Origin of the sequence: Streptococcus sanguinis (assembly GCF_001078705.1) — a bacterium.
GTDB classification, from domain to species: Bacteria; Bacillota; Bacilli; order Lactobacillales; family Streptococcaceae; genus Streptococcus; species Streptococcus sanguinis_D.
In genome coordinates this window covers 1,933,733-1,952,816 of sequence record NZ_CDMW01000001.1, presented here as the reverse complement: position 1 = coordinate 1,952,816, position 19,084 = coordinate 1,933,733, and the positions used below count along the sequence as shown (strand labels likewise).

The 19,084-nt window shown below is 45.0% G+C and carries 20 protein-coding genes; 19 read left to right on the top strand and 1 reads right to left on the bottom strand.

The window, feature by feature from the left end; translation table 11 throughout:
* The first annotated feature begins 22 nt into the window (after positions 1-22).
* From gap to SSV_RS09800, 9 genes are all read left to right on the top strand, one after another.
* Positions 23-1,030, top strand: coding sequence for a type I glyceraldehyde-3-phosphate dehydrogenase (gene gap / locus SSV_RS09840; RefSeq protein ID WP_002908655.1), 1,008 nt, complete (start codon positions 23-25; stop codon positions 1,028-1,030).
* A 348-nt stretch (positions 1,031-1,378) separates the two neighbouring features.
* Complete coding sequence (gene glmS, locus SSV_RS09835; RefSeq protein ID WP_072074648.1) at positions 1,379-3,190, top strand: glutamine--fructose-6-phosphate transaminase (isomerizing); 1,812 nt, start codon at positions 1,379-1,381, stop codon at positions 3,188-3,190.
* A gap of 210 nt (positions 3,191-3,400) precedes the next feature.
* Positions 3,401-4,447: a uroporphyrinogen decarboxylase family protein gene (locus SSV_RS09830; RefSeq protein WP_072074647.1), complete on the top strand. Its 1,047-nt coding sequence runs from the start codon at positions 3,401-3,403 to the stop codon at positions 4,445-4,447.
* A 56-nt stretch (positions 4,448-4,503) separates the two neighbouring features.
* The gene (locus SSV_RS09825; RefSeq protein WP_072074646.1) at positions 4,504-4,704 is read left to right on the top strand and encodes a hypothetical protein; all 201 of its coding nucleotides are present in this window, start codon (positions 4,504-4,506) and stop codon (positions 4,702-4,704) included.
* A gap of 88 nt (positions 4,705-4,792) precedes the next feature.
* A complete protein-coding gene (locus SSV_RS09820; protein ID WP_072074645.1) occupies positions 4,793-5,794 on the top strand; it encodes a uroporphyrinogen decarboxylase family protein in 1,002 nt (333 codons plus the stop codon).
* A 15-nt stretch (positions 5,795-5,809) separates the two neighbouring features.
* A complete protein-coding gene (locus SSV_RS09815) occupies positions 5,810-6,694 on the top strand; it encodes a transporter substrate-binding domain-containing protein (RefSeq protein WP_072074644.1) in 885 nt (294 codons plus the stop codon).
* A 195-nt stretch (positions 6,695-6,889) separates the two neighbouring features.
* Positions 6,890-7,582 carry an amino acid ABC transporter permease gene (locus SSV_RS09810; protein WP_072074643.1) on the top strand — a complete coding sequence of 231 codons (693 nt, stop codon included), beginning with the start codon at positions 6,890-6,892 and terminating at the stop codon, positions 7,580-7,582.
* A 3-nt stretch (positions 7,583-7,585) separates the two neighbouring features.
* The gene (locus tag SSV_RS09805) at positions 7,586-8,272 is read left to right on the top strand and encodes an amino acid ABC transporter permease (protein WP_072074642.1); all 687 of its coding nucleotides are present in this window, start codon (positions 7,586-7,588) and stop codon (positions 8,270-8,272) included.
* Positions 8,273-8,284: 12 nt separating this feature from the next.
* The gene (locus SSV_RS09800) at positions 8,285-9,049 is read left to right on the top strand and encodes an amino acid ABC transporter ATP-binding protein (protein WP_002917760.1); all 765 of its coding nucleotides are present in this window, start codon (positions 8,285-8,287) and stop codon (positions 9,047-9,049) included.
* 138 nt (positions 9,050-9,187) lie between these two features.
* Here the strand turns inward: SSV_RS09800 and SSV_RS09795 are convergent, their stop codons facing one another.
* Positions 9,188-9,940: a DeoR/GlpR family DNA-binding transcription regulator gene (locus SSV_RS09795; protein WP_004185304.1), complete on the bottom strand. Its 753-nt coding sequence runs from the start codon at positions 9,938-9,940 to the stop codon at positions 9,188-9,190.
* 212 nt (positions 9,941-10,152) lie between these two features.
* On the opposite strand from SSV_RS09795, the gene SSV_RS09790 reads away from it, so the two are divergent.
* The 10 genes from SSV_RS09790 to SSV_RS09750 all read left to right on the top strand — a co-directional run bounded on the left by SSV_RS09790 (position 10,153) and on the right by SSV_RS09750 (position 18,989).
* The gene (locus SSV_RS09790; protein ID WP_072074641.1) at positions 10,153-10,872 is read left to right on the top strand and encodes a class II aldolase/adducin family protein; all 720 of its coding nucleotides are present in this window, start codon (positions 10,153-10,155) and stop codon (positions 10,870-10,872) included.
* Positions 10,873-10,893: 21 nt separating this feature from the next.
* Positions 10,894-12,660, top strand: coding sequence for an L-fucose isomerase (locus SSV_RS09785; protein ID WP_072074640.1), 1,767 nt, complete (start codon positions 10,894-10,896; stop codon positions 12,658-12,660).
* A gap of 65 nt (positions 12,661-12,725) precedes the next feature.
* A complete protein-coding gene (locus SSV_RS09780) occupies positions 12,726-13,022 on the top strand; it encodes a PTS sugar transporter subunit IIB (protein WP_002916544.1) in 297 nt (98 codons plus the stop codon).
* A 4-nt stretch (positions 13,023-13,026) separates the two neighbouring features.
* Positions 13,027-13,389 (top strand): PTS lactose/cellobiose transporter subunit IIA, encoded by a 363-nt coding sequence (locus SSV_RS09775; RefSeq protein ID WP_072074639.1) that lies wholly within the window; start codon positions 13,027-13,029, stop codon positions 13,387-13,389.
* Between the two features lies 1 nt (position 13,390).
* Complete coding sequence (locus tag SSV_RS09770) at positions 13,391-14,887, top strand: sugar ABC transporter ATP-binding protein (protein ID WP_002927994.1); 1,497 nt, start codon at positions 13,391-13,393, stop codon at positions 14,885-14,887.
* Positions 14,888-14,911: 24 nt separating this feature from the next.
* Entirely contained in the window at positions 14,912-15,592 is a 681-nt protein-coding gene (locus SSV_RS09765; RefSeq protein WP_255297058.1) for an ABC transporter permease, read from the top strand.
* Entirely contained in the window at positions 15,577-15,894 is a 318-nt protein-coding gene (locus SSV_RS12290) for an ABC transporter permease (RefSeq protein WP_255297057.1), read from the top strand. Before SSV_RS09765 ends, SSV_RS12290 begins: the two co-directional genes overlap by 16 nt.
* A gap of 56 nt (positions 15,895-15,950) precedes the next feature.
* Entirely contained in the window at positions 15,951-17,033 is a 1,083-nt protein-coding gene (locus SSV_RS09760; RefSeq protein WP_072074638.1) for an ABC transporter substrate-binding protein, read from the top strand.
* Between the two features lie 42 nt (positions 17,034-17,075).
* The gene (locus tag SSV_RS09755; RefSeq protein WP_072074637.1) at positions 17,076-18,560 is read left to right on the top strand and encodes a rhamnulokinase; all 1,485 of its coding nucleotides are present in this window, start codon (positions 17,076-17,078) and stop codon (positions 18,558-18,560) included.
* The gene (locus SSV_RS09750; protein WP_072074636.1) at positions 18,561-18,989 is read left to right on the top strand and encodes an RbsD/FucU family protein; all 429 of its coding nucleotides are present in this window, start codon (positions 18,561-18,563) and stop codon (positions 18,987-18,989) included. It abuts the gene before it with no gap.
* Positions 18,990-19,084: the final 95 nt, after the last annotated feature.

Genomic DNA, 19,084 nt, shown 5'->3' with positions numbered 1-19,084 from the left:
TTTCATAAGGAGGAAATCACGAATGGTAGTTAAAGTTGGTATTAACGGTTTCGGTCGTATCGGTCGTCTTGCTTTCCGTCGTATCCAAAACGTAGAAGGTGTTGAAGTTACTCGCATCAACGACCTTACAGATCCAGTAATGCTTGCACATCTGTTGAAATACGACACAACTCAAGGTCGTTTCGATGGTACTGTTGAAGTTAAAGAAGGTGGATTCGAAGTTAACGGTAAATTCGTTAAAGTTTCTGCTGAACGTGACCCAGAACAAATTGACTGGGCTACTGACGGTGTAGAAATCGTTCTTGAAGCAACTGGTTTCTTTGCTAAGAAAGATGCTGCTGAAAAACACCTTAAAGGTGGTGCTAAGAAAGTTGTTATCACTGCTCCTGGTGGAAATGACGTTAAGACAGTTGTATACAACACTAACCACGACGTTCTTGACGGTACTGAAACAGTTATCTCAGGTGCTTCATGTACTACAAACTGCTTGGCTCCAATGGCTAAAGCACTTCAAGACAACTTCGGTGTTGTTGAAGGATTGATGACTACTATCCACGCATACACTGGTGACCAAATGATCCTTGACGGACCACACCGTGGTGGTGACCTTCGTCGTGCTCGTGCTGGTGCTGCAAACATCGTTCCTAACTCAACTGGTGCTGCTAAAGCTATCGGTTTGGTTATCCCAGAATTGAACGGTAAATTGGACGGATCTGCACAACGCGTTCCAACTCCAACTGGATCAGTTACTGAATTGGTTGCTGTTCTTGAAAAGAACGTAACAGTTGATGAAGTAAACGCAGCTATGAAAGCAGCAGCTAACGAATCATACGGTTACACAGAAGATCCAATCGTATCTTCAGATATCGTAGGTATGGCTTACGGTTCATTGTTCGACGCAACTCAAACTAAAGTTCTTGATGTTGACGGCAAACAATTGGTTAAAGTTGTATCATGGTACGACAACGAAATGTCATACACTGCACAACTTGTACGTACTCTTGAATACTTCGCGAAAATCGCTAAATAATTCAATAGTAGAAGAAAGAGGCTCATTTGAGTCTCTTTTTCTGTGCACTGTTTTGCGAGAATTATCAGAGACAGGGCGAATGTACAGCTCTATTTCCTATTCTTTATTAGTTATATAGAAAGTCAGTTCTGACATATCTGTCCATTTTTCTAAATACTTCAAGGAGCAATTTTGCGGTAAGAGAAGCTAAGCATACTTTTCTTAAAGAAAACTATACCAATTTCGTGCTTGACAAACTAAAAAACTGTGTGTATACTAGCTTTGTTGGAGTTTTTAGACTCCAAGAAGACTATACCAATTTTTAATAAGAAGGGCTGGTTTCTAAGGCTAGAAATCAGAAGTAACGTTATGTGTGGAATTGTCGGAGTTGTCGGAAATCGCAACGCAACAGATATTTTGATGCAGGGCTTGGAAAAGCTGGAATACCGAGGTTATGACTCAGCTGGAATTTTTGTAACAACAGGGAAAACTTCTAGTCTGGTCAAGTCTGTCGGTCGTATCGCTGACCTACATGCTAAAATTGGCATTGATGTTGCTGGGACTACTGGTATCGGACATACTCGTTGGGCTACTCATGGAAAACCAAGTGAAAACAATGCCCATCCTCATACTTCACAGACTGGCCGTTTTGTCTTGGTTCACAACGGTGTGATTGAGAACTACCTTGACATTAAGAATACTTACCTAGCTGGTCATGACTTCAAGGGGCAGACAGATACAGAGATTGCTGTGCACCTGATTGGCAAATTCGCTGAAGAAGAAGGCTTGTCTCTTTTAGAAGCCTTTAAAAAAGCTCTCCACATTATCCGTGGTTCTTATGCCTTTGCTTTGGTGGATTCAGAAGATGCAGATGTTATCTATGTTGCTAAAAATAAATCACCGCTTCTAGTTGGACTGGGTGAGGGCTACAATATGGTCTGCTCAGATGCTATGGCCATGATTCGCGAGACAAGTCAGTTTATGGAAATTCATGATCAAGAGCTGGTTATTGTCCGTAAAGATAGTGTGGAAGTGCAGGATTATGACGGGCATACTCTGGAGCGTGAAAGTTATACTGCTGAGCTAGATCTGTCCGATATCGGTAAGGGGACTTATCCATACTATATGCTCAAAGAAATCGACGAGCAGCCAACTGTGATGCGTAAGCTAATCAGCGCTTATACAGATGATAAGGGGCAAGTATCAGTAGATGCGGATATTGTTAAAGCTGTTCAGGAAGCTGACCGTCTCTATATTCTTGCAGCTGGAACTTCTTATCATGCTGGCTATGCTTCTAAGCGTATGCTGGAAGAGCTGACGGATACACCTGTTGAGCTGGGCATTGCCTCTGAGTGGGGCTATGCTATGCCGCTCCTTAGCAAGAAGCCTCTCTTCATCTTTATCAGTCAATCAGGCGAAACAGCCGACAGCCGTCAGGTCTTAGTCAAGGCGAATCAGATGGGTATTCCAAGTTTGACCGTGACCAATGTTCCGGGTTCAACTCTCTCTCGGGAAGCCAATCATACCATGCTGCTCCATGCTGGTCCTGAAATTGCGGTGGCTTCGACCAAGGCCTATACAGCTCAGATTGCAGCCCTAGCTTTCTTGGCTAAAGCTGTTGGTGATGCCAATAATTCCGAGAAAGCGGCAGCCTTTGACTTGGTTCACGAGCTGTCCTTAGTTGCGCAGTCTATTGAGTCCACTTTGTCAGAAAAGGAGTTGATTGACAATAAGGTCCGTGGCCTTCTGGAAACAACCCGCAATGCTTTCTATATCGGCCGTGGTCAAGACTACTATGTGGCGATGGAAGCTAGCTTAAAACTCAAAGAAATTTCTTATATCCAGTGTGAAGGTTTTGCTGCTGGTGAGCTCAAACACGGTACAATCTCTCTGATTGAAGACGAAACACCAGTTTTGGCCCTGCTTTCAGACGAAGTATTGGCTAGCCATACTCGGGGCAATATTTCAGAAGTCGTAGCTCGGGGTGCCGAGGTGTTGACTATTGCTGAAGAGAATGTAGCCAAAGAAGGTGACGATATCGTACTCAATCAGGTTCATCCATATCTGTCACCGATCTCTATGGTGGTACCGACACAGCTCATTGCTTACTTTGCAACCTTGCACCGTGGTCTGGATGTTGATAAACCGCGTAATCTGGCTAAGTCTGTCACTGTAGAATAAGCACAGAGGGTCATTGCCTATAAAAATTATCTATCTCGTCTATAGAAAATATATATGGTACTTATCTAAAAAAGGTACAAAAAACAAGGTTATTCAGCAGAGTCTGAAAAGCCTTGAAAAAGCTAGCTTAGTCTAGCTTTTTTATTTTGCTTTGATAAATATTTTTAATCAGGCTGATAGGGAAGATATATTTCCCAGGAGAAGGAGAGGATGGTAAGATATATTACAAATTCAAAGAAGGAGGAAGTAATGGCCAGCAAGAAAGAATTAGTGCTGAGAGCTTTTCGGGGTGAAGAAGTTGACCGAGTGCCTGTTGGATTTTGGTTTCACTTTGTAAGCCAAGAGGAAAAGATGCTGGGCCTGGACAATCCAGTAATTTTCAATAAAAGTGTTGAGGGGCATGCTGCTTATGTTCGAGCTGCACGGCCAGACTTTGTCAAGATTATGAGCGATGGCTTCTTTAAGTATCCCAGCACGCTTTATTCGGATCATATTGAGTCCATTCGGGACTTGGCAGCTATCCAGTCTATCGGTGAGCATCATCCTTGGATTGAGCAGCAGATTGATATGGTGAAAGCTGTAAAGGCAAGCTATCCGGAGGACCTCGCTTCCTTCTACAATATTTTTGCGCCGGTCTCCTATCTCAAGCGCTGGTTCCGTCGGGAAGGGTCACGAGGAGATAGAGAAATAGCAGATTTTCTGGCAGAGGATCCTGAGCTGATAGGACATGTTTTAGATGTCATTGCCGGTGATATTGCTATTTTGACTAGGCGGATCATTGAGGAAGCGGGCATTGAGGGGATTTATCTCAGTACCCAGCAAGTCCAAGACGGCCGGGTAGATGCGGCCAGTTATCGTCGTTATATTGAGCCTAGTACGGTCAAGGTTCTGGAAGCGGCCAATGCGGCTGGCGGTCAGAATATTCTCCACATTTGCGGCTTTGAAGGAGCCAGCAATGATTTGGAACTGTTCAAGGACTATCCGGCTCAAGTCTTTAACTGGGCAACCCATCATGAGGGTGTCAGCTTAGCTGAAGGGCGCAAGCTCTTTGGCGGTCAGACTGTCCTGGGCGGCTTTGAAAATGGCAGAGCAGCTCTTCTAAATACAGGCAGTCGTGCAGAGTTAGAGGATGAGACCAAGCGACTGCTGGCTGCAGCTGGCAGACAGGGAGTGATTCTTGGGGCTGACTGCACAGTACCAGATGATTTCGAAGTAGAAAGACTGGACTGGATTCGTCAGGCAGCTAGTCAGTTCTGATAGATTTGCCAAAGCAATCAAAGAGTAATTTTCAACTCTTTAAAGGAGGAAGATAGATGAAGCGGTATCAAAAAAGGCTTGCAGTTCTTGCTCTGATATTCTTGATAATAGGAACATTTCTGAGCATCAGTCAGATTTATGCTCACCATTCTTCAGACAAAAAAGAAGATGATTTGCAGGTGATCAAGAAACTGCCAGAGCAGTCAACTGGCTTGATGCAGCCCAATGATATCGCGGCCCTGCTCTTGTTGGATTAGAATTGTACTTAAAAAGATGAATTAGCCTAATTAAAAAGCTAAAAAACAAATCATTGGCTAGATAGGAATGATAGAAAAAGGAGAGAAGATGATTTCAAAAAGAGAATTAGTACTGAAAGCTTTCAGAGGAGAGCCCGTTAACCGAGTGCCAGTTGGTTTCTGGCATCATTTTACCAGCGAAGAGGAGTGGCTGGCTGGTTTTGGAAATCAGGCCATTATTGAGAAAAATCTGGCTGGTCATCAAGCTTTTCTGGCAGAAGTTGAGCCAGACTTTATCAAGCTGATGAGTGATGGTTATTTTGCCTATCCTAATGAACGCTTGAAAAAAGTCCAATCTATCAAGGAGTTGGCAGATATTGAGCCGCTAGGTGCTGACCACCCTTGGATTAGTGATCAGGTTGAGCTGGTTCAGAAGATTAAGGCTAGCTTTACAGAGGACTTGGTCGCTATTTACAATATTTTTGCGCCAGTGACCTACTTCAAATGGTTGGTCGGCAAGGTTGCTGGTGGAGATGACATCATTGCAGATTTCCTGGCGGAGGATGCGGTACTCACGAAGCGGGTGCTGGATGTGATTGCTCAAGATATTGCGGCTCTGACGGAGCGGATTATCAAGGAAGCTGGTGCGGATGGAATCTACCTCAGCGTTCAGAGCATTCAGGATGCACGGGTTTCGGCTGAAGACTATAAGACTTTTATTGCTCCTAGTGAATTGGCGGTGCTGGAAGCAGCCAATGCGGCTGGCGGAGTGAATATCCTGCACATTTGTGGCTACGAAGGCGCGCGAAACGATGTTCATCTTTTTACAGATTATCCAGCTCAAGTCGTCAACTGGGCGGTGGGGCCAGAAGGCATCAGCCTAGCGGAGGGCCGGAAATTGTTTGGCGGTCGGACTGTCCTGGGTGGCTTTGAAAATGGTAAGGACGGCCTGCTCTACACGGGCAGCCAAGCGGCTATTCAAGACGAGACCAAGCGGCTGATAGCAGCGGCTGGTAAGGAAGCTTTGATTATCGGGGCTGACTGTACTATTCCAAGCGATATTGAAGCAGAGCGGATTCAGTGGGTTCGCCAAGCAGCAAGTTTAACATAAGAAGGAGACGAAAGAATGAGCAAGAAAAAATGGATTATTGGTGGAGCAGCAGTGATTGCTATTGTAGCAGCGACTTATTTGGGGCGGACCTTGACAGGTGCTTCATCTAGCAAGACGAGCAGCTCTGCATCAGGCAGCAGTAAGGTCACGACTTTAAAAGTGGCACATACACAGAACTATGTTCCTTATGACTTTGTGGATGAAAAAGGTGAGTCAGATGGCTATGAGGTTGCTGTTCTCAAGGCCATTGATGAAAAGCTGCCAGACTATCAGTTTGAATATACTGGTACCAGTGATGAAGATCTTTTAGTCGGTCTGGAATCTGGAAAATATGACATCGGAACCAAGGGAGCATGGTACACCGAAGAGCGGGCGAAGAAGTTCATCATTCCAAAAAGCCCAATCGGCGCTAGCATTATCGGTTTCACTATCCGCAAGGAAGACGCTGAAAAATACAAGACCATTGATGATTTTGCCAAGGAAAAGGGTAAGTTGGTGCCAATCTCTCCGCAGAATGCTCAATGGGCCGTTATCGAAGAGTATAACCAAAAGCATAGCGGTGCTCCTATTGATTTGACTGCAGCAGAGTCCTTCAAGGTAGCTGATGCTTATGCTTGGGTTCTGGAAGGGCGCTACGATGCTTTCTTTGACATCAAGCTGTCTTTTGAAAAAGCTGTGACGGACAAGGAAGGTTCTTACCATCAGTATGCGGATCAACTGTCTTGGTTCCCTTACAAGGGGATTCCGACCTATCCCCTGCTTCATAAAAACGAAAAGAATGAAGAATTTGCCAAGGCATACAAGAAGGCAATTAAGGAACTGGAAAAAGACGGAACCTTGGCTAAACTATCTGAAAAGTATTTCGGTGAAGATGTTTTCTCTTATGTGGACAAGAATTAGTGGCTGCTGTCTGCTGATCACGGAAAATCAAAAGGCTGACTGAGAAGCTAGCTGAATACAGAGCTGGTGGCTTCTAAGCTGACCTTGATGCTGTTTGAAGGAATTTTCAAAGAGAGAGCATGGCTGCTCCAATCTGAAAGTGCCCGTCCAAGAGAAGCTTATTCTATCTAATCACTGTCGAAGGAGAAGAAAATTATGGTCTCATATGACTTATCCCGTGTCTTTGGTCTGCTGCCTAGTCTGCTGCAGGCTCTGCCGACCACTTTATGGATTATGTTTGTGACAGCTTTGATTGGCTCCTTGCTGGGTGGTCTGTTGGCTTGGGCTCAGATTGCTGAGGAGCAGTCTTTTGCTGGCCTGGCTAGAGGATATATATTTATCCTTAGATGTACACCGCCTATCGTCTTGCTTTTCTTGGTTTTTTATGGCATTCCAGAGTTTTTAGAATGGTGGCTGGGGCTGGATATCAATAATTGGTCGCGGACTGTGTTTGTCATCATCACCATGATTCTGCTCTTTGCGGCTATGATTGCGGAAGTCTTCAAGGCAGCCTATCTTGCTGTTCCCAAGGGACAGACCGAGGCAGGTCTCAGTATTGGCTTGACACCGGTGCAGACTTTTCTGCGCATCGTCCTGCTACAGGCTTTTCGCATCGCCCTGCCTAATCTGACTACTGCCCTTCTTAATCTCATGCGGGATGCTGCGCTGGCTTATACGATTGGGGCAGTTGATGTCATGGGAGCGGGGCAAAATCTCATCAGCCGGAATCTGGGCAATTATTCCCTCGAAACCTATACAGCAGTGGCCTTGATTTACTGGGGGATTGCCCTAGTGGTTTCTCTGGCTTCCCAGCTTCTGGAAAAAAGTCTGACAGTCAAGGAGAGGTAAAGCATGGATTTGAATTATATAGTAAATACCTTTCTGGTAACGTTGAAAGGCATACCAGTAACCCTGATCATTATGGTGGTGGCTATTCTGCTCAGCTTTATTCCAGCTCTGCTTCTAGCTCTGGGGCAGATTTATAAAGTTCGAGGTGTGCGGACCTTTTCGGTGGTTTATCTGGCCTTTATTCGAGCAACGCCTCCTATTTTGCTCATTCTCTTTTTCTATAGTCTTTTTCCTAGCTTACTGAATCAAATTTTTAAAAGTCTGGGTAGTCAGATAGACGTCTTTAAGTTCAATCCGCTTTACTATGCTTTCATCGTTTATAGTCTGATGACGACAGGCAGTTTGTCAGAAATACTGCGCTCTGCCATATTGACAGTAGATAAAGGACAGTTAGAAGCGGCGCAGGCGATTGGTTTAACGAATTTTCAAGCCTATCGGAGGATTATTTTTCCTCAGGCATTGCGCTCAGCCCTGCCCAATCTGGCCAATCTGGTTATCAATCTAGTCAAGGGAACCTCGCTGGTATTTGTCATGACGGTCAAGGATATCACAGCCTTGGCTAAAATAGAGGCCTCCCACTCTTACCAGTATTCAGAGTCTTATCTGGTGATTTTTGTTATTTATCTCATTATTTGTGGCTTGATTCAGTGGATTTTTAGGGGCTTGGAAAAGCGCTACGCTCTTGCTTAGGAAGGAAAGATTATGTTAGAAGTAAAACATATCTCCAAACGATTTGGAGAGCACCAGGTGCTGGCAGATGTCAGTCTCAAGGTCAATCAAGGTGACGTTGTGGTTATTCTGGGACCCTCAGGCTCTGGGAAAACAACATTTCTGCGCTGTCTGAATCACTTAGAAAAAGCGGATGGCGGCCAGCTGACTTTGTCTGGTAAGGACTATGATTTGGCTAAGCTCAGCAAAAAGGAGATTTTGGAAATTCGTAGAAAGACAGCCTTTGTCTTTCAGCATTATAATCTCTTTGCTAATAAAACAGCCCTTGAAAATATCTTAGAGGGCTTAGTGATCGCTCGTAAGATACCGAGGGAAGAAGCGCTTGAGATTGCGGAAGAGTCCTTGAAGCGCGTGGGCCTCTTGGCCTACAAGGATTATTATCCTTCGCAGCTATCAGGCGGTCAGCAGCAGCGGATAGGGATTGCGCGTGCCATTGCTGTCAAGCCAGATGTCATCCTACTGGATGAGCCAACTTCGGCTCTAGATCCAGAACTGGTCGGTGAAGTTCTCAGCGTCATGAAACAGCTGGCTCAGGAGGGAGTGACCATGGTCGTTGTGACCCATGAGATGAGCTTTGCCCGCGATGTAGCCAACCATGTCATCTTTATGGACGGCGGTCACATCATCGAAGAAAATCCTCCTCAGGAATTCTTCTCTAGCCCGAAGGAAGAGCGGACCCAACAGTTTCTGTCCCGCATTCTGTCGGATGCCAGCTATAGTGTAGAGTACATGATTTAAAATCTGGAGTGAGTCCAGATTTTTATTTTTGATAGAACGCTGTTATCCTTTGGCTTGAAAATGGAGGGATGAGTAGATAGTAAAAAACTAGACCGAGATAAGCCTATCTCGGTCTAGTTTGTGTTTAAAGAAAGGTGCTTACCAGAGGATTTCGCACTGGCTGCCGACAGCATTTTGGAAGGATTCGACTGGTGGCTGGTCGGTGATAATGCAATCCAGACTAGAATAGTTGGAAAGTTTGAAATAATGACTGGTGTTAAACTTAGAGTGGTCGGCCAATAGAATTGCCTTGTCACTATTCGCTATCATTTCGCGCTTGATATGTGCCTGATTGTGGTTGGCTTCGTAGGCAGCGTAGCGATCCAATCCGCGGCAGCTAAAGAAGAGTAAGTCTGCATGGAAATTGTTGATGAAGTTGGCTGCAAAATCGCCCAGCGCAGAATTGGTCCCGCAGCCAATATGTCCGCCTGATAAGAAGAGGGTGACATTTTCAAAATTATTTAGCTGGCGGGCTGCTTCAATACCATTTGTTATGACACGTAGGTTCTGGAAAGGTGCCAAATGCGGAATGAGCATGGCTGCAGTCGTAGAGCTGTCAATGAAAATAGACTGGTTATGAGTGATAAAAGTTGAAGCAATTTCAGCAATTTGCTGCTTGCTTTTTTCTTCTTCACGGGCGCGAGCAGAATACACATATTCTACATTGTTGGCCGTAATCAGCATGACTTCACCATGAGAGCGGATGATTTTCCCCTCTTTTTCTAGCTCAATCAAGTCCCGTCGAAGTGTTGATGTAGAACAGTACAAAAGTTCTTCAAGTTGGGCGGTTGCAATAATCTTTCGCTTGCTGAGAATGTCTATAATTCGACTCATTCGTTCCAAAGAAACCATAGTGACCTCCACCGATGAACAAAGCTGAACATTTATGGTCACATTATAACACAATAAACGAAAAAAAATCAATATAGTAACCATTAGATTGAACGATTATGAACAGTTTTGGCTATATTGTTATATAAAAGTTGGCTATTTATCAATTAGAGGCATAGGTATTGAATGCGCTTACAAAAAATACTATGATGAATCCAGAAAGGAGTGAGATTATGGATCATCAAGAAGAAATAATCCGCGAACAAATATGTGATGTATGCCACAAGATGTGGCAATTAGGCTGGGTAGCCGCTAATGACGGCAATGTCTCAGTCCGTCTAGACCAAGATACCATTATTGCAACGCCAACAGGTATCAGTAAGAGCTTTATTACGCCTGAAAAACTCGTCAAGCTCAATCTAAAAGGGGAGATTATCGAGGCTCAGGACGGCTATCGTCCATCCAGTGAAATCAAGATGCACATTCGCTGTTATGAAGAACGGGAGGATGTGAATGCTGTCGTCCACGCGCATCCACCAATTGCGACTGGCTTTGCACTGGCTCATATTCCGCTTGATACCTATTCCTTGATTGAGAGTGCCATTGTAGTAGGGGCAATTCCTATCACTCCCTTTGGTGTGCCATCTACCATGGAAGTGCCAGATGCCATCACCCCATACTTGTCAGAACATGATGTCATGTTACTTGAAAATCATGGCGCCTTGACTGTAGGAAGCGATGTAATTACAGCTTACTATCGGATGGAAACCTTGGAGCTGGTTGCTAAGACCACTTTCCACGGACGCATGTTGCTTTCTACTAAGGGAGTTGAGGAGGAAGAGATTTCTCGTCCAACCTTGGAACGCTTGTTTGCAATGCGGGCCAATTATAAAGTCACAGGCCGTCACCCTGGTTATCGTAAATATAATGGTGACGGGACTATCAAAGAATAAGAAACATCGGAGGAAATGATTATGACTCAACATCCACGTATTGGAATTCGTCCAACCATTGACGGACGTCGCCAAGGTGTTCGGGAATCACTAGAAGTACAAACCATGAATATGGCTAAAAGTGTGGCTGACTTGATTAGCTCAACTTTGAAATATCCCGACGGTCAGCCTGTTGAATGTGTTATTTCACCATCTACCATCGGACGTGTGCCTGAGGCAGCCGCATCACATGAATTATTCAAAAAATCAAATGTCTGCGCGACTATCACAGTGACACCATGCTGGTGCTATGGTAGTGAAACCATGGATATGTCACCAGATATTCCGCATGCGATCTGGGGCTTCAATGGCACTGAACGGCCAGGAGCGGTTTATCTCGCTGCAGTACTGGCTTCACATGCACAAAAAGGTATTCCAGCTTTTGGTATTTATGGCAGGGATGTACAGGAAGCTAGCGACACTGAAATTCCAGAAGATGTAAAAGAAAAAATTCTGCGTTATAGCCGGGCTGCTTTGGCAACAGGACTGATGCGTGACACAGCTTACTTGTCCATGGGCAGCGTCTCTATGGGAATCGGTGGCTCCATTGTCAATCCAGATTTCTTCCAAGAATACTTGGGTATGCGCAATGAATCAGTTGATATGACGGAGTTTACTCGTCGGATTGACCGAGGCATTTATGACCACGAAGAATTTGAACGGGCCATGGTTTGGGTCAAAGAGCACATCAAAGAAGGTGTGGATCGCAACCGTGAGGACTTGGTTCTTTCTCCAGAAGAAAAAGCAAAACAATGGGAATTTGTGGTCAAGATGTTCATGATTGGCCGAGACCTTATGCAAGGCAATCCTCGCTTGGCTGAGCTTGGCTTTGAGGAAGAAGCTGTTGGGCATCATGCCTTGGTTGCTGGCTTCCAAGGTCAGCGTCAATGGACCGACCACTTCCCGAACGGGGACTTCATGGAAACCTTCCTCAATACTCAGTTTGACTGGAACGGCATTCGTAAGCCTTATGTCTTTGCGACAGAAAATGACTCGCTCAACGGTGTGTCTATGCTCTTCAACTATCTCCTGACAAACACTCCGCAAATCTTCGCAGATGTCCGGACTTATTGGAGTCCAGAAGCGGTAGAACGTGTGACAGGACACAAGTTAGAAGGCAAGGCAGCTGATGGCTTCCTGCACTTGATTAACTCTGGTTCTTGTACCCTGGATGGTACAGGTCAAGCCAGTCGAGACGGCAAGCCAGTCATCAAGCCATTCTGGGAATTGGAACAAAGCGAAGTAGATGCGATGCTTGAAAACACAGACTTCCCACCAGCCAATCGCGAATACTTCCGTGGTGGCGGCTTCTCTACTCGCTTCTTGACCAAGGGCGATATGCCAGTGACCATGGTGCGTTTGAACATCCTGAAAGGCGTAGGTCCAGTCTTGCAAATCGCTGAAGGCTATACCTTGGAATTGCCAGAGGAAGTGCATCATACCTTGGATAATCGGACAGATCCAGGCTGGCCAACCACTTGGTTTGCACCGCGTTTGACAGGAAAAGGCGCCTTCAAGTCTGTCTATGATGTCATGAACAACTGGGGAGCCAACCACGGTGCCATTACCTATGGGCATATTGGAGCGGATTTGATTACGCTGGCTTCCATGCTGCGTATCCCAGTTAATATGCACAATGTGCCAGAGGAAGACATCTTCCGTCCCAAGAACTGGTCACTATTTGGTACAGAAGATTTGGAATCAGCCGACTACCGTGCTTGCCAATTATTAGGGCCAATTCATAAATAAAGATTTTGGGTAGGCGTGCCTCTTTCTGGGCACGCAACCTACCCAATAGAAAGAGAGTAGCTTAGATGACCAAGACAATTATTCTAGCCTGTGTAGGTGGCTTAACAACCAGTATGTTGGTAGAGCGAATCAATGAAGTTATTCATCGTGACCAATTGGATTACTCCTTTTATTCCATTGGGATTACGGGTATGAATAACTTGAAGAATATCGATGTCTTATTGCTCAGTCCGCAATTAGCCTATTTAGAAGAAAAGGCTAAAGCAAGCTTGCAGGTGCCAGTCGCAGTCATTAGTGATGAAGATTTCGAGTTGATGAGAGGCGAAGAAGTGCTTCGTCAGGCTGAAGTATTGATGGACTAGGCCTATGGCAGGACAAGACAAAGGCTCAAGCCAAGAGCTGATGCGACTGATTATCAAGAGTAGCAAAGTGACTGCGCAAGTCATGCAGAGTTTGGAGTTGGCTCAGTCAGGTCAGAAGGAAGAAGCAAATGCTGAGTTGGAACAAGCGAGAAAACTAAGCGTGGAGGCTCACAACTTACAGACCAACCTTATCCAGTCTGAACTGAGTGGTCAAGCCAATCCTCCAAGTCTGCTGGCGGTCCATGCTCAGGACCATTTTATGAATAGCCATTTATTACTCGAATTAGCCGCCGTATTTCTCAATCAAATAGAAGAAATCGAAGATTTAAAAGCAAGAATTGCAAAACTGGAACAGGTAGGTGAGTAGCATGGATCATCCTGTCATATTAGAAATGAAGGGCATTGTTAAAAGCTTCGGTCCAGTCCGAGCCTTAAAAGGGGTCAATTTTGACTTGCGGGCTGGTGAAGTGCATGCTCTAATGGGTGAAAATGGGGCTGGTAAATCCACTTTGATGAAGGTCTTGACTGGTATCTATGGAGCAAATGAGGGTACCATTCATTACAATCAAGAAGAGGTGGTCTATTCCAAGCCCAAGGAAGCAATGGATGCAGGGATCGTTATCGTTCACCAAGAATTGAATATGATGAACCATCTAACAGTGGCTCAAAATATCTTTATTGGACGGGAAGAAGTTCAAGGCAGCTTCTTCATTAACGATGCATCCAGTATTAAGAAAGCAAAAGAACTCTTTAGTCTCTTAAAACTAGACATTAACCCAACTGAAAAAGTAGGAAATCTGACAGTTGGGAAACAACAAATGGTCGAAATTGCCAAGGCCCTCTCAATGGATGCCAAGGTGATTGTCTTTGACGAACCGACAGCAGCTCTGACTGAATCGGAAATCAATGAGCTCTTTGTCATCATTGACGACCTGCGTGCTAAAGGTGTCGGTATTATCTACATTTCTCACCGGATGGATGAGATTGCCCGAATCACAGACCGCGTGACTGTTATGCGAGACGGTGAGTATGTAGGCACGGTCAATACCAAAGATACCACCAAGGATGAAATCATCTCTATGATGGTTGGACGGACGATTTATGAAGATCCTAAGGCTGCGTCAACAGTAGCAGAAGATGCCCCTGTGGTGCTGGAGGTGAAAAACCTCTGTGCAGGAACAGCCGTTAAAGATGTGAGTTTTAAACTCCATAAGGGTGAAATTCTAGGTTTCTCAGGATTGATGGGAGCCGGTCGGACAGAAGTTGCCCGTTTGCTGTTTGGTGCAGACAAAAAAGAAAGCGGTTCCATTGTTATAAATGGGAAAGAAGTAAGCATCAATTCCCCCCAAGATGCCATCCGGGAAGGGATTGGTTACTTATCTGAAGACCGCAAGCGCTTTGGCTGCATCGTGGACATGACCATTGCCAACAATACGGTTATAACCAATCTTGATAAGTATATCAAGGCGGGCTTGATTGATGATGGTGCTATTGTCAAGGCGAGTGATCAGTTTGTTCAATCTTTACATACCAAGACACCGTCATCCAAACAGCTGGTTCGCAATCTTTCGGGAGGGAACCAGCAGAAAGTGGTCATTGCCAAATGGCTAGAACAAAATAGTGATATTTTAATCTTTGATGAGCCGACACGAGGGATTGATGTCGGAGCAAAAAGTGAAATATACACACTGATGAATGATCTGGTTGCTCAAGGCAAATCCATTATTATGATTTCGTCAGAACTGACAGAAATCTTACGGATGAGCGATCGAATCGTAGTCATGTGTGAAGGTAGAAAAACGGGTGAGCTGGATATTAGCCAAGCAACGCAAGAGAGAATCTTGGCGCTAGCGACTGACCGTTAAAAGTGAAAACAGAGGTGTTTACGTATGGAAGAGAAACAATCCTTATGGATGAAATTAGAAAAAACAGTTGGTTTACAAAAGCTGATTGCCTTGATTGCCTTGGTGGTAATCTTTGCCTTCTTTGCCATCTCCAGCGAATCATTTCGTTCGTTTGATACGGTAGTCAGTATCTTAGATGCGTCATATTACATTGGTTTCCTTGCCATTGGGGTCACATTTGTCATCATTACAGGTGGTATTGATCTCTCTATTGGTACGGTGATGATGTGCTCGGCTATTATCGGGGGCGTCCTTCATACCAAGATGGGCTGGCCACTCTGGCTGTCTTTGCTGGCTATTCTAGTCATTGGAGGATTGTTCGGTCTGCTCAATGGAATCATGGTCGCAAAATTCGGTTTGCCGCCTTTTATTGCGACACTGGGTACGATGATGATTTCCCGCGGTCTGAGCTCCATTGTCTCAAATGTCCAAAGTGTAACCTTCCCTCTTCGTGGAACAGGTGAAGGTTGGTACAAAGATTTATTCCGAACCCAGGATAATTTCCCGACAGGCTTGATTGTGCTGGTGCTTGTGGCTGTCCTTGCTGCGGTAGTATTGAACAAGACAAAAATTGGCCGCTATATTTTCGCGATTGGCTCCAATAAAGAAGCCACTCGTCTGTCTGGGGTCAATGTCGTCAATGGGAAGGCATGGCCTATGTCATAGGCGGTCTGTCAGCAGGGCTTGCTGCCGTTGCTTATGCAGCCACCTATTCTACGATTCTGCCAGGTACTGGTAACGGTATGGAGCTTGATGCGATTGCCGGTGTCGTAGTAGGGGGAACTTCTCTAGCTGGTGGTGTCGGATCTGTTATTGGTACCATTATCGGGGTCTTCATCATGTCAGTCCTGAAAATTGGTTTGCCATATATCGACCTACAACCCCACTATCAACTCTTTATTACTGGTTTCGTTGTTATCGTCGCTGTTTACTTTGATATTTTCATTCGCAAGAATAAGAAGAAATAAGTACAGCCCTCGCCATCATATATATGAGTGTATAAAATATAATAGGAGCTTTTATCATGAGAAAATCATTTAAATTTGCTACTGCGGCACTTCTTGCTGCTGCTGCGATTGGACTAGTTGCTTGTTCTTCTAAGAAAGACAGCGATAAAGCTACAAACAGCAAGGGTGGAGACTATCGGGTAGAAGTAATTGCCAAAGGTTTCCAACATGACTTCTGGAAAGCTGTTAATAAGGGTGCTGAACAAGCGGCAGATGAATTTGGCGCTAAGATTACTTTTGTCGGTCCTCAAAATGAAACCGCTATCGCAGAACAATTAGAACAGTTAAATAATGCCATTAACAAAAATCCAGATGCCATTGCCCTAGCAGCGCTTGACACCGAATCAGAGTTAGATGCTATTAAACAAGCCCAAGCTAAGAATATCCCACTGATTGGTTTTGACTCAGGGGTTCCAGGTGCACCAGACGGAGCAATTAAAGCAACTGCTTCAACAGACAACCATGCAGCTGGTGCCAATGCGGCCGAACACTTATTCCCATTGTTGGAAAAGAAATTGGGTGATAAACCGGTTCGTATCGGGGTGGTTTCCCAAGAAGCAAACTCACTTTCTATCACACAACGGACTTCCGGTTTCATTGATAAGATGGTTGAATTGCTAGAAAAGAAAGGCGTCAAAACAGCTGTTGTTGGTCACGATAAATTCAAAAACAATGTTTCTGAATCAGATGCCAAAGCTATCATTGAAGTTCGTGTACCAGCTCAAGTAGACGATGCAGCTGGAAAGACAGAAGCATCAACTGTGCTTGAAAAATCAGATACAGTCGCTATTTACGGTTCAAATGAATTTGCAGCTAAAGCTATTATCAACGCAAATGGCAGTTTCAAGGAATCCAAGCTCGGTGCAGACAAGATTTTGGCTGTCGGTTTTGACTCAGGTGCCTTACAGCAAGATGCAATTCGTAATGGTCTCTTTGTAGGATCTGTTACGCAAGACCCGATTCAAATCGGATATCAATCTGTAAAATTAGCTATTGAAGCGGCTCAAGGGAAAGAAGTCAAAGATGTAGACACAGGATCAAAATGGTATGATGCCAAAAACATCGACTCTGATGAAATCAAACCATTGCTTTACCAATAATCAAAATTGTTTGTAAAGATTGGTGTATTGGAGGGGATGATAATGACATTGATGAAATTACTGGCCATTGACCTAGGTGCTAGTTCAGGTCGTGTCATGCAAGCAATTTACAATGGCCATAGTATCCAACTATCAGAAGTTCATCGGTTCAAAAACGAGCCGATGAACGTGAATGACGGTCTTTATTGGAATATCCTGCATCTGTTTGGAGAAATTAAGATTGGGATCAAGAAAGCTTCAGTAGATGGGATTCCTATTCGATCCATATCCGTTGATACATGGGGAGTGGACTATGCCTACCTAGACCAAAACGGTGATCTGCTCTACCAGCCGCATTGTTATCGTGACAATCGTATGGGCCAATACGAAGAAACTTTTTATAAGAAAATCAGCAAAGAGGCGCTTTTTGAGGAGACAGGCGTACAGCCTGCCTGCATTAATACTGTCCTGCAAATATTCGCTGATTTGCAGGAAAAGCCGCATTTGGCAAGAGTTGCAGAGCGCGTGCTCTTCATGCCGGATTTGATTAACTATCTTTTGTCAGGTGTTTTATCCAGCGAGTACACCATTGCTAGCAGCAGTGGTTTGCTCAATATCAATTCTCAGACCTGGTCTGGCAGCGTTTTTGAGACGCTAGGGATTCCTAAAAAGTGGTTTGGTGAGGTGACGCAGGGAGGAAAAGTCCTGAGAAGCCTGTCGCCACGGATCACACAAGAGCTGAAAATTGAGCCTTTTGATGTCATTGCTGGGGCTGGTCATGATACAGCGGCAGCTGTTCTGGCTATTCCTTATGCGAGTGAGCAGCCAACAGCCTTTATCTCTTGTGGCACTTGGTCTCTGGTCGGTCTAGAATCTCAGAATCCTGTAACCAGCCAGGCAGCTTTAGCGGCCAATCTGACCAATGAAGGCTGCTTTGACGGATGCTATCGGATTTTGAAGAATACGACAGGGCTCTGGATTATCCAAGAACTGCAGCGGGACTGGCGATTGCAAGGAGAGGAGATCAGCTTTGCTGAAATGGTGACACTGGCAAGAAATGTCACGAATAATCGCTCTTGGATCAATCCCAATGATGCTATTTTTGCAGCTCCGGGAGACATGGAGGCTAAGGTCAAGGAGCGTTGCCATATGACCAACCAGCCTGTCCCTCAAAGCAAAGGCGAGGTTGTCCGAGTGGTCTTGGAAAGTCTCGCTTTTGCCTACCGTCAAACCGTGGAGCAAATTGAGAGCCTGACCGGTCAGAAAATCGAGCAGATTCACATGGTCGGCGGCGGTATCCAAAATGAGCTGCTCTGTCAGCTGACAGCTGATGTAAGCCAGAAGCCAGTCCTAACAGGACCGATTGAAGCCAGCGCTTTGGGAAATATCTTGGCACAGCTTTTGACCTTGGGTGAGATTCAAGATCGGCAGACTGCCCAAAAGCTCATCAAGGATTCAGAAAAGACCAAGCAATACCAAGCTCAAGAAGGCTCAGATTTGGCTCAGTCCTATCAAGAATTTCAAGCAAGTATGAAAGTAGGAAGCTAGATGTTAAAGCATATTCCAACTATTTTAAGTCCAGAATTGGTCAAGTATCTGATGGAGATGGGGCATGGAGACGAAGTGGTCATTGCCGATGCAAACTTTCCTGCCCATCGGATTGGTCAGCGGGTTGTTCGCTGTGACGGCCACGGAGTTCCAGCGCTGCTAGATGCTATCTTGACTGTCCTGCCCTTAGATACTTATAGTGATTACCAAGCAGGCCTTATGCAGGTAGTGCCGGGTGATCCGACCGTACCAGTCATCTGGGAAGACTACAAGGCTTTATTAGAAAAGCACTATCCAGGTACAGCCATCAAAGAATTTGAACGCTTTGCTTTCTATGAGCAGGCGGAAAAAGCTTATTTGGTCATCCAAACGGGCGAGGGAGCTCTGTACGGCAACATCATTTTGAAAAAAGGTGTCATTGCCAGCTAATGAAAAAAAAGGTAAGAGGTGGACAAGGTTGCTTCTGGAAAGGAGTGTCCTTGTTCCTCATCCTTATCTGGAGCTTTCTTTGCTTTTTTTATCAA